Raw genomic sequence first — 15,304 nt, 5'->3', positions numbered from 1 at the left:
GACAGGGGTGAACGCGGGACGAAACCTGTGCTAAGCCCGTGCTCACTGAAGGGCGGCACCGAGGAGCATCCGCCCGTCTCGTGGAGGACAATCATGGATTTCACCCTGAGTGACCAGCAGCAGGCCTTTGTCGACATGGCGGCCGACTTTGCCGCCGAAGAACTCGCCCCCTTCGCGCTTGAGTGGGACCAGACCAAGCATTTTCCGGTCGACACGCTCAAGAAGGCCGGCAGCCTCGGCCTTGGCGCGATCTGCGTTGCCGATGACGTCGGCGGCTCCGGCCTCGGCCGGCTCGACACCGCGCTCATCATCGAAGCGCTGGCCACCGGTTGTCCGACGGTCGCCGCCTTTGTCTCGATCCACAACATGTGCGCGACGATGATCGACCGCTACGGCACGCCCGAGCAGCGCGAGGAGCACCTGCCGGCGCTTTCCACCATGGATGCGCTCGCCAGCTATTGCCTGACCGAGCCGGGTTCCGGCTCCGATGCGGCGGCGCTCAAGACCCGCGCGGTGCGCGACGGCGACGACTACGTGCTGACCGGCCAGAAGCAGTTTATCTCCGGCGCAGGGGCCAGCGCCCTCTACGTCATTATGGCCCGCACCGGCGAGGACGGACCGAAGGGCATCTCGGCCTTTCTCGTGCCGGGCGATGCCAAGGGGCTGACCTTCGGCGCCAACGAGAAAAAGATGGGCTGGAACACCCAGCCGACCCGTGCCGTGATGATGGACGGTGTGCGCGTGCCCGCCGAGAGCCGGCTCGGCGCCGAAGGCGACGGCTTCAGGATCGCCATGTCCGGCCTCGACGGTGGGCGGCTGAACATCGCCGCAGCCTCGCTCGGCGGTGCCCAGGCCGCCTTCGACAAGGCCGTTGCCTACATGAAGGACCGCAAGGCCTTCGGCAAACCGATCGCCGAATTCCAGGCGCTCCAGTTCGAACTGGCCGACATGGCGACCGATCTTGAAGCCGCGCGCACCTTCCTCTGGCGCGCCGCAACCGCGCTGGACTACAAGGCGCCGAACGCCACCACGCTCTGCGCCATGGCCAAGCGCCTCGTCACCGATCGCTGCTTCGATGTCGCCAACCGCGCCTTGCAGCTGCATGGCGGCTATGGCTATCTCGCCGAATACGGCATCGAGAAGATCGTCAGGGACCTGCGCGTCCACCAGATCCTTGAAGGCACCAACGAGATCATGCGAGTGATTGTCGCCCGCTCGGTGATCGGCAAGTAAAGGGAGCAGCGGATGCGTTATCTGACAACCGACCTCGTCGGCGAGGAAGTGCTCACCGGCCGCACCGGCGCGCTCGGACTGATCGCGCTCAACCGTCCGCGCGTCATCAACAGCCTCTCGCTCAACATGGTCCGCCGGATCGAGACCGCGCTCGACGGCTTCGAGGCCGATCGGTCGATCGCGGCCGTCCTCGTCACCGGCGAAGGCGAGCGCGGCTTTTGCGCCGGAGGCGACATCCGCGTGCTCTACGAAAGCGGCCGAAGCGGCGACCCGGAGGCCGCAGACTTCCTGCGCGAGGAATACCGGTTGAACGGCCGCATCGGCTGCTATCCAAAGCCCTATGTCGTCATCATGGACGGCATCACCATGGGCGGCGGCGTTGGCCTTTCCGGCCATGCCAGCCACCGCATCGTCACGGATACGACGAAACTCGCCATGCCGGAAACCGGTATCGGCTTCTTTCCCGATGTCGGCGCAACCTGGCTGCTGTCGCATACGCCCGGCGAGCTCGGTACCTATATGGGCCTGACCGGCGAGCCCATCGGCCCAGGCGACGCGATCGCCGCCGGTTTTGCCGACTGCTTCGTTCCGTCAGCGAATCTGACCACCCTTGCCGAACGCCTCGCCGCCCTCCCCGTCGGCGCCGATGCAAAGGCCGTATCCGATGTGATCGAAACCTTCGCCACGCCCGCTCCGCAGGGCCAGTTTGCCGCGAACCGCGCCCTGATCGACCGCTGCTTCGCCTTCGACACCGTCGAGAAGATCTTCGCCGCACTCGACGCCGAGGATAACGACTTCGCCGCGAAGGCCAAGGCGACCATGCTGACGAAGTCGCCGACCAGCCTTAAGGTGACATTGGCTTTGCTCCGCGCCGGCCGGACCTCGCCGGATCTCGAAACCTGCCTTGCCCGCGAATTCACGGCGACCGCGCAGATCCTCAAGACCCCGGACTTCTACGAAGGCATCCGCGCCGCGATCATCGACAAGGACCGCAATCCCCAATGGTCCCCAGCAAGGCTGGACGACGTCGGTCCGGACATTGTCGAGGCCTTTTTCCAGCCGCGTCCGCAACCGCTGTTCGGGTAGAACGGGTTGCCGCTCACTCGATCTCGTAAGGTGTCGCGTTGCGCACCGTGTGATCCACAACCAGCTTGCGCTTCAGCGGCGGCACGGCGCGGCTGGTGCATTTGACTCTCTCGCAGATCCGGCAGGAAATGCCGATCGGGTCGAAGGCGGCGCGGTTGGAGAGGTCGAGATCGTCGGCATAGACGAATTGGTCTGCGTAGGAGATCTCGCAGCCGAGCGCGAGCGCATAGCGCGGCTGGGCGGCGCGAAAGCCGAGCGTGCCCTTGTTGACCTGCATGGCGAGACAGAGATAGCGCACCCCGTCCGGCGTCTCGGCCAGCTGGCGGATGATCCGTCCCGGCGCCTCGAAGGCCTGATGCGCGTTCCACAAGGGACAGGCTGCGCCGAAACGGGCGAACTGAAGGCGCGCCGCGCTGTGTCGCTTGGTGATGTTGCCGGCCCGGTCGATGCGGGCAAAGAAGATCGGCACGCCTTTGAGGCCGGGCCGCTGCAGCGTCGAAAGCCGATGACAGACCTGCTCCAGCGATGCGCCGAAGCGGGCGGCGAGAAGCTCGATATCGTGGCGCAGCTCGCGCGCCGCCTGGTGGAAGCTGCGATAGGGCAGGATCAGCGCGCCGGCGAAATAGTTGTGCAAGCCGATACGACAGACCTCGACCGCCTCCTCGGTGCGGAAGCCCGCCTGTTTCAGCACCTGCTCGATCGTGTCGCGGGCATGGAGCTGGGCCACCTGGATGGCGATCTGGAAATCGCGCGTCGGCGCCGAGGCGTAACGCGAAAGGGTCAGGATGCGGCTCGCCGGGTCGAAGCGGCGGATCGCCTCCTCGCCTGCATCGCCGCGCACCACGCGCACCCCGTAACGGCTCTCGAGGAAGCCGGCGAGCGCCGCGTGGTTTTCGCCCTCCCCGAGCTTCAGCTGGCCGGCCAGGCTTTCCGCCAGGATATCGATGTCGTGGATGTAGTTGTCGACGAAGTGGAAGAAGTCGCGCACCTCGTCATAGGAGGTCGTCTCGTTCGAGGGAGCGGCCCCGAACCGGTCGTCATAGCTCACCAGCTGCTCGCTGTTGCGGCGATAGGCCTGGTGGCAGGTGATCAGCGCATGCGCCAGTCCCGGCGCATTCTGGGTGACAAGCTTCAGTTCCTGAAGGCTCGGCGAATAGGTCTCGAACAGCGGGTCGCTCAGCGCCTCCGAGAGTGCCGACAAAAGCCGATCGTTCTGACCCGACGAAAGTTCAGTGATGTCGATGCCGAACTTTTCCGCCAGCGCCAGAAGCACCGAGGCCGAGACCGGCCGCTGGTTGTTCTCGATCTGGTTGAGATAGCTGGTGGAAATGCCGATCTTGTCGGCAAACTGGGCCTGCGTGGCATGGCCCGCCTGCCGGATTTCGCGCACCTTGCGCCCGATGAAAAGCTTGCCGATCGCCATTTGCAATTTCGCATTTTGCTGTTTGCAAATTCATAAATCCACAATTGCACCTGTTCAATCATTTTCTTTGCAAGCCCTCGCGTTTAAGGGCACAAATCACATAGGCGCCTTGCATTTTGTCGGGAGGAAGCATGCTACAGATTCTGGACCAGCTCGAGGCGCGCCGCGCCGAGGCCCATCTCGGCGGCGGCCAGCGCCGCATCGACGCCCAGCATGCCAAGGGCAAGCTGACGGCCCGCGAGCGCATCGAAGTGCTGCTCGACGAGGGCTCCTTCGAAGAATACGACATGTACGTCACCCACCGCTGCACGGACTTTGGCATGGCCGAGCAGAAGATCGCCGGCGACGGCGTCGTCACCGGCTGGGGCACGATCAACGGCCGCCAGGTCTATGTCTTCTCCCAGGACTTCACCGTTCTCGGCGGCTCCCTGTCGGAAACCCATGCGCAGAAGATCTGCAAGATCATGGATATGGCGCTGAAGAACGGCGCGCCCGTCATCGGCCTCAACGATTCCGGCGGCGCCCGTATCCAGGAAGGCGTCGCCTCGCTCGCCGGCTATGCCGACGTCTTCAAGCGCAATGTCGACGCCTCGGGCGTCGTGCCGCAGATCTCCGTCATCATGGGCCCCTGCGCCGGCGGCGCCGTCTATTCGCCGGCCATGACCGACTTCATCTTCATGGTGCGCGACAGCTCCTACATGTTCGTCACCGGCCCGGACGTGGTGAAGACCGTCACCAACGAGATCGTCACGGCCGAGGAACTCGGCGGCGCCGGTACGCATACGAAGAAGTCCTCGGTCGCCGACGGCGCCTATGAGAACGACATCGAGGCGCTGGAGCAGGTGCGCCTGCTGTTCGACTTCCTGCCGCTCAACAATCGCGAAAAGCCCCCGGTCCGTCCCTTCCATGACGACCCGGCCCGCGTCGAGGCCCGCCTCGACACGCTGATCCCGGACAGCTCCAACAAGCCCTACGACATGAAGGAGCTGATCTACGCGCTGGCCGACGAGGGTGACTTCTTCGAGATCCAGGAAGCCTTCGCCAAGAACATCATCACCGGCTTCATCCGCATGGAAGGCCAGTCGGTCGGCGTCGTCGCCAACCAGCCCATGGTGCTCGCCGGCTGCCTGGACATCGACAGTTCGCGCAAGGCCGCCCGTTTCGTCCGCTTCTGCGATGCCTTCAACATCCCGATCCTGACGCTGGTCGACGTTCCCGGCTTCCTGCCCGGCACGGCGCAGGAATATGGCGGCGTCATCAAGCACGGCGCCAAGCTGCTGTTCGCCTACAGCCAGGCGACCGTGCCGATGGTCACGCTGATCACCCGCAAGGCCTATGGCGGCGCCTATGACGTCATGGCCTCCAAGCACATCGGCGCCGACATCAACTATGCCTGGCCGACCGCCGAAATCGCCGTCATGGGCGCCAAGGGCGCGACCGAAATCCTCTACCGCTCCGAACTGGGTGACGCCGAGAAGATCGCTGCCCGCACGAAGCAGTACGAGGTCAACTTCGCCAACCCGTTCAAGGCCGCCGAACGCGGCTTCATTGACGAGGTGATCATGCCCCATTCCTCGCGCCGCCGCATCGCCCGCGCATTTGCCTCGCTGCGCAACAAGCAGGTCGGTACGCACTGGAAGAAACACGACACGATCCCGTTGTAAGGGGAAGACGCCCATGGCCAAGATGCCCGAAATGACCAAGCATCGCGGCTTTCCGTCCGGACTGCCGGGGCACGGTCATCACTTCACCATCAGGCGGCCGAACCAGAACGGGGCGACGCCGCTGAAGCCCCTGCAACGGCTCGCCCGCCCCAATACGATCGAGCAGAAGGTCGACGCGGCCTTCCTGCATGCCTTGTGGCACCATTTCGGCGACGAACCGTTCGAGCGCGGCAATCTCGATGCCGGGCGGCTCAACCTGCTGTTCGGCCGCGAGGTCATCCCGGCCGAAACGCCGTTCGATCCGACCTCCTATCAAGCCCTGTTGCGGATCGACGAACGGGTGGGCCGCAAGAGTTTCCCCGAAGCCTTCGAAGACGTGATGGAAATCTGACATGATGTTCGACGAAATCCGCAAGCGGGGTCGCAGCTGATGGCCAAGGAACCCCTCATGCCCAAGCACCAGGGCTTTCCGGCCGGACTGCTCGGAACCCAGTGGCAATTCACCATTCGAAGGGCCAATTCCAAGGTGACGCCGTTAACCGCCTGGCCGCGCCAACGGACGATGGACAAGTCGGTGGCGCTTGCCGACATCGAGTTCGTCCAGGCCCTTTGGCGCCATTTCGGCACGGAACCGTTCCAGCGCGGAAATCTGGATGGCGAACGGCTGTGCCGCCTGTTCGGGCGCGAAGTGCTGCCAGCGGAACGGGCCTTCGACCCGGCCTCCTATTTCGCCCTGCTGAAACTCAATGCAAGCCTGGCGCGGAAGAACTTTCCGCAAGCCTTCGAAGACACAATGGAAGCCGGAAAGCCATGATCAAGAAACTGCTGATCGCCAACCGTGGCGAGATCGCCTGCCGCGTCATCAAGACCGCCAAGAAGATGGGCATCAAGACCGTCGCCGTCTATTCCGATGCCGACCGTGACGCCTTGCACGTCAAGATGGCCGACGAGGCGGTGCATATTGGCCCGGCGCCGTCCAACCAGTCCTATATCGTCATCGAGAAGATCCTCGAGGCGATCGCCAAGACCGGGGCGGACGCCGTCCATCCCGGCTACGGCTTCCTGTCGGAAAACGCCGTCTTCGCCGATGCGCTGCAAAACGCCGGCATCACCTTCGTCGGTCCGCCGGTCAATGCCATCCAGGCCATGGGCGACAAGATCACCTCGAAGAAACTCGCCGCCGAAGCCGGCGTGTCCACCGTTCCGGGCCACATGGGCCTGATCGAGGACGCCGACGAAGCGGTGAAGATCTCCGACCAGATCGGCTATCCGGTCATGATCAAGGCGTCTGCCGGCGGCGGCGGCAAGGGCATGCGCATCGCCTGGAACGCCGAGGAAGCCCGCGAAGGCTTCCAGTCGTCGCGCAACGAGGCCAAGAACTCCTTCGGCGACGACCGCATCTTCATCGAAAAATTCGTCACCGAACCGCGCCACATCGAGATCCAGGTGCTCGGCGACAAGCACGGCACCGTGCTCTATCTCGGCGAACGCGAATGCTCGATCCAGCGCCGCAACCAGAAGGTCATCGAGGAGGCCCCCTCGCCTTTCCTGAACGAGGCGACCCGCAAAGCCATGGGCGAACAGGCAGTCGCGCTCGCCAAGGCGGTCGGCTACCACTCCGCCGGCACGGTCGAGTTCATCGTCGATGGCAAAGAGAACAAATTCTACTTCCTCGAGATGAACACCCGCCTGCAGGTCGAACATCCGGTGACCGAACTGATCACCGGCCTCGACCTCGTCGAGCAGATGATCCGCGTCGCCTCGGGCGAAAAGCTCTCCTTCGGCCAGGACGACGTCAAGCTCAACGGCTGGGCGATCGAAAGCCGCCTCTATGCCGAGGACCCCTACCGCAACTTCCTGCCGTCGATCGGCCGGCTCACCCGCTATCACCCACCGGTCGAAGGTGTTCAGGACGACGGCACCATCGTGCGCAACGACACCGGCGTCTATGACGGCGGCGAGATCTCGATGTATTACGACCCGATGATCGCCAAGCTCTGCACCTGGGCGCCCGATCGTCTGTCGGCGATCGACGCCATGTCGAAGGCGCTCGACAATTTCGAGGTCGAGGGCATCGGCCACAACCTGCCCTTCCTCTCGGCAGTCATGCAGCAGGAGCGCTTCCGCTCCGGCAAGATCACCACCGCCTATATCGCCGAAGAGTTCAAGGACGGCTTCACCGGGGTCGCACCGGACGCGGCCTCCGCCCGCAAGCTCGCCGCCATCGCCGCCGTGATCAACCAGACGCTGCAGGAGCGCGCCGTCGCCATTTCCGGCACGATTGGCAATCACCAGCGCAAGGTCGGCAAGGACTGGGTCGTCACGCTCGCCGGCCAAGAATTCTCGGTCGCGCTGTCCACCGGCGTCGACGGCATGGCCGTTGCCTTCGCTGACGACAGCAAATGCGCCGTCACCGGCAGCTGGTTGCCCGGCCAGTTGCACACCGTCTTCCACATCGATGGCGAGGCCGTCGGCGTGAAGATCAACCTCGTCGGCCCGGCCGTCCGCCTGCGCTGGCGCGGCATGGACGTCACCGCCCGCGTCCGCTCGCCGCGCGTCGCAGAGCTTGCCAAGCTGATGCCGGAAAAACTGCCGCCGGACACCTCGAAGATGCTGCTCTGCCCCATGCCCGGCGTCATCACCTCGGTTGCTGTCCAGGAAGGCGACCAGGTCGAGGCCGGCCAGGCGCTCGCCACCGTCGAGGCAATGAAGATGGAAAACATCCTGAAGGCCGAGAAGCGCAGCGTGGTCAAGAAGATCGCGGTAAAGGCCGGCGAAAGCCTCGCCGTCGATGGCCTGATCATGGAATTCGAGTGATGTTGGCAATGACGGCGTCACCCACCTCTGCCCTGCCAGGCATCTCCCCCTCAAGGGGGGAGATCACGTGGGGAGCCGTCCTGCCTCAAAGACATTTGATACTCAAAGAAGAGACTCCAACGATACCCCACAAAGTCAACAGGCGGACACAAGGTCGCGCCCAGCTGATCTCCCCCCTTGAGGGGGAGATGGCCGGCAGGCCAGAGGGGGGTGTTTGTGCCCATGGGAAAGAGGAAGCCGATCGATGACCGAAAAGACGATCAAGGACTGGGAAGCGCTGGCCGAGAAGGAGCTGAAGCGTCCGGCCGAGACGCTGACCTGGCACACGCCTGAAGGCATCGACGTCAAGCCGCTCTACACGGCGGACGACCTGGCTGGCATCGATCACCTCGGCTCCCTGCCCGGCTTTGCCCCCTTCGTCCGCGGTCCGCGCGCCACCATGTATGCCGGCCGACCCTGGACGATCCGCCAATATGCCGGTTTCTCCACGGCGGAGGATTCCAACGCCTTCTACCGCAAGGCGCTCGCCGCCGGCCAGCAGGGCGTCTCGGTCGCCTTCGACCTCGCCACCCATCGCGGCTATGACAGCGATCACCCCCGCGTCGTCGGCGACGTCGGCAAGGCGGGCGTAGCCATCGACTCGGTCGAGGACATGAAGATCCTGTTCGACGGTATCCCGCTCGAGGCGATCTCCGTCTCCATGACCATGAACGGCGCGGTCATACCGATCCTCGCCAATTTCATCGTCACCGGCGAGGAACAAGGCGTCTCCCGCGACAAGCTTTCCGGCACCATCCAGAACGACATCCTCAAGGAGTTCATGGTCCGCAACACCTACATCTATCCGCCCGAACCATCGATGCGCATCATCGCCGACATCATCGAGTACACGGCGAAGGAAATGCCGAAGTTCAACTCCATCTCGATCTCCGGCTATCACATGCAGGAAGCCGGCGCGACGCTGGTGCAGGAACTGGCCTTCACGCTTGCCGACGGCCGCGAATATGTCCGTGCCGCCCTTGCCAAGGGGCTGAACGTCGACGACTTCGCTGGCCGCCTGTCGTTCTTCTTCGCCATCGGCATGAACTTCTTCATGGAGGCCGCCAAGCTGCGCGCCGCGCGCCTGCTCTGGACCCGCATCATGCAGGAATTCCAGCCGAAGAAGGCCTCCTCGCTGATGCTGCGCACCCACTGTCAGACCTCGGGCGTGTCACTGCAGGAACAGGATCCCTACAACAACGTCATCCGCACGGCCTATGAGGCACTTTCGGCCGCACTCGGCGGCACCCAGTCGCTGCACACCAATGCGCTCGACGAAGCGATCGCGCTGCCGACCGACTTCTCCGCGCGCATCGCCCGCAACACCCAGCTCATCCTGCAGAACGAGACGGGCGTGACCAAGGTCGTCGATCCGCTCGCCGGGTCCTACTATGTCGAGAGCCTCACCAACGAACTGGCGGACAAGGCTTGGGGTCTGATGGAAGAGGTGGAAGCCATGGGCGGCATGACCAAGGCCGTCGATGACGGACTGCCCAAGCGCCTGATCGAGGAGGCCGCGACCCGCCGCCAAGCCGCCGTCGACAAGGGCGAGGAAGTTATCGTCGGGGTCAACAAGTTCCGCCTGGAAAACGAAGACCCGATCGACATCCTCGACATCGACAACAGCGCGGTGCGCACCTCGCAGATCAAGCGCATCGAACAGACCCGCCGCCAGCGCGACCCGAAGGCGGTCGAAAAAGCGCTCGCCCGCATCACCGATCATGCCCGCACCGGCGAGGGCAACCTCCTGGAAGCCGCCGTCGAGGCCGCCCGCGCGCGCGCCACCGTCGGCGAAATTTCGGACGCCATGCGCGCGGTCTATGGCGACCATGCCGCAACCCCTGTGGTCGTGCACGACATCTACGGCAAGGCCTATGAAGGCGACCCGGAAATGCAGATGCTGTCCGGGCGGCTCGACGACTATGCGAAAAAGGCCGGACGGCCGCGCCTCATGGTCGCCAAGCTCGGCCAGGACGGCCACGACCGCGGCGCCAAGGTGATTGCGTCCGCCTTCGGCGACATCGGCTTCGACGTCGTCGCCGGTCCGCTGTTCCAGACGCCGGAAGAGGCCGCCAATCTCGCCGTGGCGGAAAAGGTCCAGGTCGTCGGCATGTCGTCGCTCGCCGCCGGTCACAAGACGCTCGCCCCGCAACTGGTCGAGGCGCTGAAGGCCAAGGGTGCCAAGGACGTGATCGTCGTCGTTGGCGGGGTCATCCCGCGCCAGGACTACGACTATCTCATGCAGCACGGCGTCTCGGCCGTCTTCGGCCCCGGCACCAATGTCATGGAGGCGGCGCGCACCGTGCTCGACCTGATCGAGGGTCGGCTGCGCAACGCCTAAGTCGTCAACCCACCGCCTCGATCGCCGGGCGCCCGACCAAGGGGCGTCCGGTGAAGGCTTCGGCATTGTCGCTGACCACGCCGCGCAGGAATTCGATCACGGTCCGCACGCGCGGCACTTGCCTCAGATCATGATGGCAGGCGAGCCAGTAATGCCGGCAAAGGTCGATCTCGTCTTCCAGCACCACCTGAAGCTCCGGATGGCGTTCGGCGATGAAGATCGGCAGCACGCAGAGCCCCAGCCCGCTGCGGGTGGCTGTCAGCTGGGCAAAAATGCTGGAACTCTGGAAATGCGGCCGGATGCGCGGATGGATGTCGCCCAGGTAGTCCAGCCCCGGCGCAAAGATCATGTCCTGGATATAGCCGATGAAGGCATGTTCCAGCAATTCGTCCCGGTTCTTCGGCTCGCCGCGCCGGGCGATGTAGTCGCGCGTCGCGTAGATTTTCAGGTGATAGTCGGTGAGCTTCTCGGTATAGTAAGGTCCGCCCTTCGGCGGGTCGAGGACCACGGCGACATCGGCCTCCTTGCGCGACAGCGCCATGATCTGCTGGATCGTCACCAGCTCGAGCGAGATGCTCGGGTGCCCGGTGGTGAAGTCCGGTAACATGTGCGTGAAGAAGAAATTGGAAAAACCCTCCGGCGCCGAGAGCCGCACCACCCCGCGCTGGGCCGTCGGCCCGCCGGCGAGATCGTCCTGCAGCCGCTCGGTCTCCTGCTCGATCTTCTCCGCCGTCTCGATGAAGCGCTGCCCCATCGTCGTCAGCACATAGCCGCGCGGATTGCGCTCGAAAAGCTTGACCTTGAGGTCGAATTCGAGCCGATCGATGCGCCGCGACACGGTCGCGTGGCTCGAGCGAAGCTGGCGGGCCGCGGTCGAAAGCTGCCCCGTTCTGGCGACAGCCAGAAAAAACTGCAGATCGTCCCAGGTGAAACTGGCGTTGCTCATAGATGCTCCCTCTGTTCAAAAATGAACAGACCCTGTTTGCAATTAGACATGTCCCGCGCTTGCGTCAACCTGAAGTTTCCGGGATCATGCCCTCCGACATGCCGCTCTGAGGAGGGCGGCTGGTCAATTTTGAACAGGTTTGCGACCTGCACTCTGGGAGGAGATCAAATGCGCAACAAGCTCATCGCGTCCATGGCCATGGTACTGGCATCGAGCACGGCAGCTCTGGCCGAGCCGTCCGACGGCAAGGTGAAGATCGGCATCCTGAACGACCAGTCCGGCGTCTATGCCGACTTCGGCGGCAAGTCCTCGGTCGAAGCCGCGAAGATGGCGATCGAGGATTACGGCGGCAAGGTGCTCGGCGTTCCGGTCGAGATCGTCGATGCCGACCACCAGAACAAGGCCGACATCGCCTCCAACATCGCCCGCCAGTGGTTCGACACCGAGCAGGTCGACTCGATCATGGAGCTCACGACCTCGTCGGTTGCGCTGGCCGTCCAGGCCATCGCCAAGGAAAAGAAAAAGATCAACATCGTCACCGGTGCGGCGACCACCGAACTGACCGGCAAGCAGTGCAGCCCTTACGGCTTCCATTGGGCCTATGACACCCATGCGCTGGCCGTTGGCACCGGCGGTGCGCTCGTCAAGCAGGGCGGCGACAGCTGGTTCTTCCTCACCGCCGACTACGCCTTCGGCTACTCGCTCGAACAGCAGACCTCCGACTTCGTCAAGGCAAGCGGCGGCACGGTCACCGGCGCCGTGCGCCATCCGCTCGCCTCCACCGACTACTCGTCCTTCCTGCTGCAGGCCCAGTCTTCCGGCGCCAAGGTCGTCGGCCTGGCGAACGCCGGTGCCGACACCCAGAATGCCATCAAGCAGGCGGCCGAATTCGGCATCACCCAGGGCGGCCAGCGCCTCGCTGCCCTGCTCTTTACGCTTGCGGAGGTTCACGGCCTCGGCCTTGAAGCGGCCCAGGGCCTGACGCTGACCGAAGGCTTCTACTGGAACCGCGACGAGGAGAGCCAGAAGTTCGGCAAGCGCTTCTTCGAGCGCACCGGTAGAATGCCCAACATGGTCCACGCCGGCACCTATTCGGCCGTGACCCAGTACCTCAAGGCCATCGAAAAGGCCGGCACCGACGAAACCGAAGCGGTCGCCAAGGCCCTGCACGAAATGCCGGTCGACGACGTCTTCGGCCGTGGCGGCACCGTCGGCGCCAACGGTCGCATGATCCACGACATGTACCTGCTCGAAGTGAAGAAGCCGGGCGAGTCCAGCGAACCTTGGGACTACTTCAACGTCCTCGCCACCATTCCTGGCGCGGAGGCCTATATCGACCCCGCCAAGAGCGGTTGCGAGTTGGTCAAGTAAGCGCCGACTGATGACGAACGTTTCAGTCCCAACTGAAAAGGAGCCGCGGGTGGTCTTGTCCGCCCGCGGTCTCCGCCGCGACTTCGGCGGCTTCACCGCGGTGCGTGATGTCGATCTCGACGTCCACCACGCAAAGGTCCATGCCCTGATCGGTCCGAACGGCGCCGGCAAGACGACGGTCTTCAACCTGCTGACCAAGTTCCTGCAGCCGTCGGCCGGCACCATTACACTGCTCGGTGCCGAGATCACCCGCACGCCCCCCGACAAGGTCGCCCGCATGGGGTTGGTGCGCTCGTTCCAGATCTCCGCCGTCTTCCCGCATCTGACCGTCCTCGACAATGTCCGCGTCGCCCTACAGCGGCCAAACAGGCTCGCCCACCAGTTCTGGCAGCCGATTTCGGCGCTGAACAGACTGAACGAGCATGCCGAAGACCTGCTGGCGAGCGTCGGCCTGACCAAGGAACGCAACCATATCGCCGCCGACCTGTCCTATGGCCGCAAGCGCGTGCTCGAAATCGCCACGACGCTGGCGCTCGATCCCAAGGTCCTGCTGCTCGACGAACCGATGGCCGGCATGGGCCAGGAGGACGTCAGCGTGATCGCCGAACTGATTCGCCAGGTCGCCAAGACCCGCGCCGTGCTGATGGTCGAGCACAATCTCTCGGTCGTCGCCGACATCTGCCACCACGTCACTGTCCTGCAACGCGGCGAAATTCTCGCCGAAGGCGATTACGCGACGGTCAGCAGCGATCCGCGCGTCCGTACCGCCTATATGGGAACGGAGGACGCGCAATGACGGCACTTCTGGAAGTCCGCGGCCTCAACGCCTGGTATGGCGAGAGCCACGTCCTGCACGGCGTCGACATGACGGTCGCCGAAGGCGAGACCGTCACCATTCTCGGCCGTAACGGTGTCGGCAAGACCACGACCCTGCGCACGATCACCGGCATCGTCCGCTCCCGCAAGGGCGAGATCCGCGTCGGCGGCAAGGACATGATGCAGGTCCCGCTTCACCGCAGCGCCCATCACGGCATCGGCTACGTGCCGGAAGAACGCGGCATCTTCTCGACGCTCACCGTGATCGAGAACCTGATGCTGCCGCCGCAAGTGGCCAAGGGCGGCATGACGCTCGAGGAGATCTTCGAGCTCTTTCCCAACCTGCACGAACGCCGCAACAGCCCCGGCACCCGCCTGTCGGGCGGCGAGCAGCAGATGCTGGCGATCGCCCGCATCCTGCGCACCGGCACCCGCCTTCTGCTGCTCGACGAGCCGACCGAGGGCCTGGCTCCGGTCATTGTCCAGCGCATCGGCGAAGTCCTGAAAACCCTCAAGCAGAGAGGCATGACCGTGCTTCTGGTCGAACAGAATTTCCGTTTCGCAAGCCGCGTCGCCGACCGCTTCTATCTGATGGAGCACGGCCAGATGATCGCCGACTTCAAGGTCGAGGAACTGCCGGAGCGCATGGACATGCTTCACAAGGTCCTGGGGGTCTGACGATGACAATGATCTTCGGCATTCCCCTCCAGGCGCTCTTCGGCCAGTTGCTGATCGGCCTGATCAACGGCTCCTTCTACGCGCTGCTGTCGCTCGGCCTCGCCATCATCTTCGGTCTTCTCAGGATGATCAACTTCGCCCATGGGGCGCAGTACATGCTCGGCGCCTTCGTCGCCTATCTGCTGCTGACCTTCGCCGGCATCGGCTACTGGCCGGCACTGATCCTGGCGCCGCTCATCGTCGGCGGCGCCGGCGCGGTGGTGGAACGGTTCTTCCTGCGCCGGCTCTACGACCTCGATCCGCTCTACGGCCTGCTGTTCACCTTCGGCCTGGCACTGACGATCGAAGGCACGTTCCGCTACTTCTACGGCTCGTCCGGCCAGCCCTATGCGACACCCGCCGCCCTCGCCGGCGGCACCAATCTCGGCTTCATGTTCCTGCCGATCTATCGCGGCTGGGTCGTCGTCGTCTCGCTGATCGTCTGCCTCGCCACCTGGGTGCTGATCGAGAAGACCAAGCTCGGCTCCTACCTGCGCGCCGCCACCGAAAACTCGACCCTCGTCCAGGCCTTCGGCGTCAACGTGCCGGTGCTCCTGACCTTCACCTACGGCCTCGGCGTGGCGCTCGCCGCCTTTGCCGGCGTTCTGGCAGCGCCGATCTACCAGGTCTCGCCGCTGATGGGCTCCAACATCATCATCGTCGTCTTCGCGGTGGTCGTCGTCGGCGGCATGGGCTCGATCATGGGCGCCATCGTCACCGGCTACATGCTCGGCATTGCCGAGGGCCTGACCAAGGTCTTCTACCCGGAAGCCTCCAATATCGTGATCTTCGTCATCATGGCGATCGTTCTTCTCATCAGGCCCGCAGGCCTCTTCGGCCGGGATGCGTGA

At 64.2% G+C, this 15,304-nt stretch carries 13 protein-coding genes; 11 read left to right on the top strand and 2 right to left on the bottom strand.

Features of this window, described 5'->3' with window-relative positions:
* Positions 1 to 93 precede the first annotated feature (93 nt).
* Together ACWPVA_RS01245 and ACWPVA_RS01240 are read left to right on the top strand one after the other, a co-directional pair.
* Positions 94 to 1,233 carry an acyl-CoA dehydrogenase family protein gene (locus tag ACWPVA_RS01245; RefSeq protein ID WP_454285941.1) on the top strand — a complete coding sequence of 380 codons (1,140 nt, stop codon included), beginning with the start codon at positions 94 to 96 and terminating at the stop codon, positions 1,231 to 1,233.
* A 12-nt stretch (positions 1,234 to 1,245) separates the two neighbouring features.
* Positions 1,246 to 2,319: an enoyl-CoA hydratase/isomerase family protein gene (locus tag ACWPVA_RS01240; protein WP_454285940.1), complete on the top strand. Its 1,074-nt coding sequence runs from the start codon at positions 1,246 to 1,248 to the stop codon at positions 2,317 to 2,319.
* A gap of 13 nt (positions 2,320 to 2,332) precedes the next feature.
* Here ACWPVA_RS01240 and ACWPVA_RS01235 read toward each other — a convergent pair whose 3' ends face one another.
* Positions 2,333 to 3,742 carry a helix-turn-helix domain-containing protein gene (locus ACWPVA_RS01235; protein WP_454285939.1) on the bottom strand — a complete coding sequence of 470 codons (1,410 nt, stop codon included), beginning with the start codon at positions 3,740 to 3,742 and terminating at the stop codon, positions 2,333 to 2,335.
* A gap of 131 nt (positions 3,743 to 3,873) precedes the next feature.
* On the opposite strand from ACWPVA_RS01235, the gene ACWPVA_RS01230 reads away from it, so the two are divergent.
* The 5 genes from ACWPVA_RS01230 to scpA all read left to right on the top strand — a co-directional run bounded on the left by ACWPVA_RS01230 (position 3,874) and on the right by scpA (position 10,603).
* Positions 3,874 to 5,406 (top strand): acyl-CoA carboxylase subunit beta, encoded by a 1,533-nt coding sequence (locus tag ACWPVA_RS01230; RefSeq protein WP_454285938.1) that lies wholly within the window; start codon positions 3,874 to 3,876, stop codon positions 5,404 to 5,406.
* A 13-nt stretch (positions 5,407 to 5,419) separates the two neighbouring features.
* Positions 5,420 to 5,797, top strand: a complete 378-nt coding sequence (locus ACWPVA_RS01225; protein ID WP_454285937.1) for a hypothetical protein — start codon at positions 5,420 to 5,422, stop codon at positions 5,795 to 5,797.
* A 39-nt stretch (positions 5,798 to 5,836) separates the two neighbouring features.
* Positions 5,837 to 6,220 (top strand): hypothetical protein, encoded by a 384-nt coding sequence (locus ACWPVA_RS01220; RefSeq protein ID WP_454285936.1) that lies wholly within the window; start codon positions 5,837 to 5,839, stop codon positions 6,218 to 6,220.
* On the top strand, positions 6,217 to 8,223 hold the full coding sequence (locus tag ACWPVA_RS01215; protein WP_454285935.1) for an acetyl-CoA carboxylase biotin carboxylase subunit: 2,007 nt from the start codon (positions 6,217 to 6,219) through the stop codon (positions 8,221 to 8,223). Before ACWPVA_RS01220 ends, ACWPVA_RS01215 begins: the two co-directional genes overlap by 4 nt.
* Positions 8,224 to 8,467: 244 nt before the next feature.
* Positions 8,468 to 10,603: a methylmalonyl-CoA mutase gene (gene scpA / locus ACWPVA_RS01210; protein ID WP_454285934.1), complete on the top strand. Its 2,136-nt coding sequence runs from the start codon at positions 8,468 to 8,470 to the stop codon at positions 10,601 to 10,603.
* Positions 10,604 to 10,607: 4 nt separating this feature from the next.
* Here the strand turns inward: scpA and ACWPVA_RS01205 are convergent, their stop codons facing one another.
* A complete protein-coding gene (locus ACWPVA_RS01205) occupies positions 10,608 to 11,549 on the bottom strand; it encodes a LysR family transcriptional regulator (protein WP_454285933.1) in 942 nt (313 codons plus the stop codon).
* A 168-nt stretch (positions 11,550 to 11,717) separates the two neighbouring features.
* Here ACWPVA_RS01205 and ACWPVA_RS01200 point away from each other — a divergent pair, with 168 nt between their 5' ends.
* Genes ACWPVA_RS01200 through ACWPVA_RS01185 form a run of 4 tightly spaced genes read left to right on the top strand, consistent with a single transcriptional unit; the run spans position 11,718 to position 15,304 of the window.
* A complete protein-coding gene (locus ACWPVA_RS01200) occupies positions 11,718 to 12,920 on the top strand; it encodes an ABC transporter substrate-binding protein (RefSeq protein WP_454285932.1) in 1,203 nt (400 codons plus the stop codon).
* 10 nt (positions 12,921 to 12,930) lie between these two features.
* Complete coding sequence (locus ACWPVA_RS01195; RefSeq protein WP_454285931.1) at positions 12,931 to 13,716, top strand: ABC transporter ATP-binding protein; 786 nt, start codon at positions 12,931 to 12,933, stop codon at positions 13,714 to 13,716.
* Positions 13,713 to 14,414 carry an ABC transporter ATP-binding protein gene (locus ACWPVA_RS01190; protein ID WP_454285930.1) on the top strand — a complete coding sequence of 234 codons (702 nt, stop codon included), beginning with the start codon at positions 13,713 to 13,715 and terminating at the stop codon, positions 14,412 to 14,414. The genes ACWPVA_RS01195 and ACWPVA_RS01190 overlap by 4 nt, the downstream gene beginning before the upstream one ends.
* 2 nt (positions 14,415 to 14,416) lie before the next feature.
* On the top strand, positions 14,417 to 15,304 hold the full coding sequence (locus ACWPVA_RS01185; RefSeq protein WP_454285929.1) for a branched-chain amino acid ABC transporter permease: 888 nt from the start codon (positions 14,417 to 14,419) through the stop codon (positions 15,302 to 15,304).

The organism is Rhizobium arsenicireducens, from assembly GCF_964021225.1.
Note: the sequence above shows the minus strand (reverse complement) of the source record. Positions and strands in the feature narration are given on the sequence as shown.

Coding starts and splice junctions, on each gene's coding strand:
- ACWPVA_RS01240 (WP_454285940.1), top strand. CDS start 1,246: ATGCGTTATCTGACAACCGACCTCGTCGGCGAGGAAGTGCTCACCGGC.
- ACWPVA_RS01195 (WP_454285931.1), top strand. CDS start 12,931: ATGACGAACGTTTCAGTCCCAACTGAAAAGGAGCCGCGGGTGGTCTTG.
- ACWPVA_RS01185 (WP_454285929.1), top strand. CDS start 14,417: ATGACAATGATCTTCGGCATTCCCCTCCAGGCGCTCTTCGGCCAGTTG.
- ACWPVA_RS01225 (WP_454285937.1), top strand. CDS start 5,420: ATGGCCAAGATGCCCGAAATGACCAAGCATCGCGGCTTTCCGTCCGGA.
- ACWPVA_RS01245 (WP_454285941.1), top strand. CDS start 94: ATGGATTTCACCCTGAGTGACCAGCAGCAGGCCTTTGTCGACATGGCG.
- ACWPVA_RS01190 (WP_454285930.1), top strand. CDS start 13,713: ATGACGGCACTTCTGGAAGTCCGCGGCCTCAACGCCTGGTATGGCGAG.
- ACWPVA_RS01200 (WP_454285932.1), top strand. CDS start 11,718: ATGCGCAACAAGCTCATCGCGTCCATGGCCATGGTACTGGCATCGAGC.
- ACWPVA_RS01220 (WP_454285936.1), top strand. CDS start 5,837: ATGGCCAAGGAACCCCTCATGCCCAAGCACCAGGGCTTTCCGGCCGGA.
- scpA (WP_454285934.1), top strand. CDS start 8,468: ATGACCGAAAAGACGATCAAGGACTGGGAAGCGCTGGCCGAGAAGGAG.
- ACWPVA_RS01230 (WP_454285938.1), top strand. CDS start 3,874: ATGCTACAGATTCTGGACCAGCTCGAGGCGCGCCGCGCCGAGGCCCAT.
- ACWPVA_RS01215 (WP_454285935.1), top strand. CDS start 6,217: ATGATCAAGAAACTGCTGATCGCCAACCGTGGCGAGATCGCCTGCCGC.
- ACWPVA_RS01235 (WP_454285939.1), bottom strand. CDS start 3,742: ATGGCGATCGGCAAGCTTTTCATCGGGCGCAAGGTGCGCGAAATCCGG.
- ACWPVA_RS01205 (WP_454285933.1), bottom strand. CDS start 11,549: ATGAGCAACGCCAGTTTCACCTGGGACGATCTGCAGTTTTTTCTGGCT.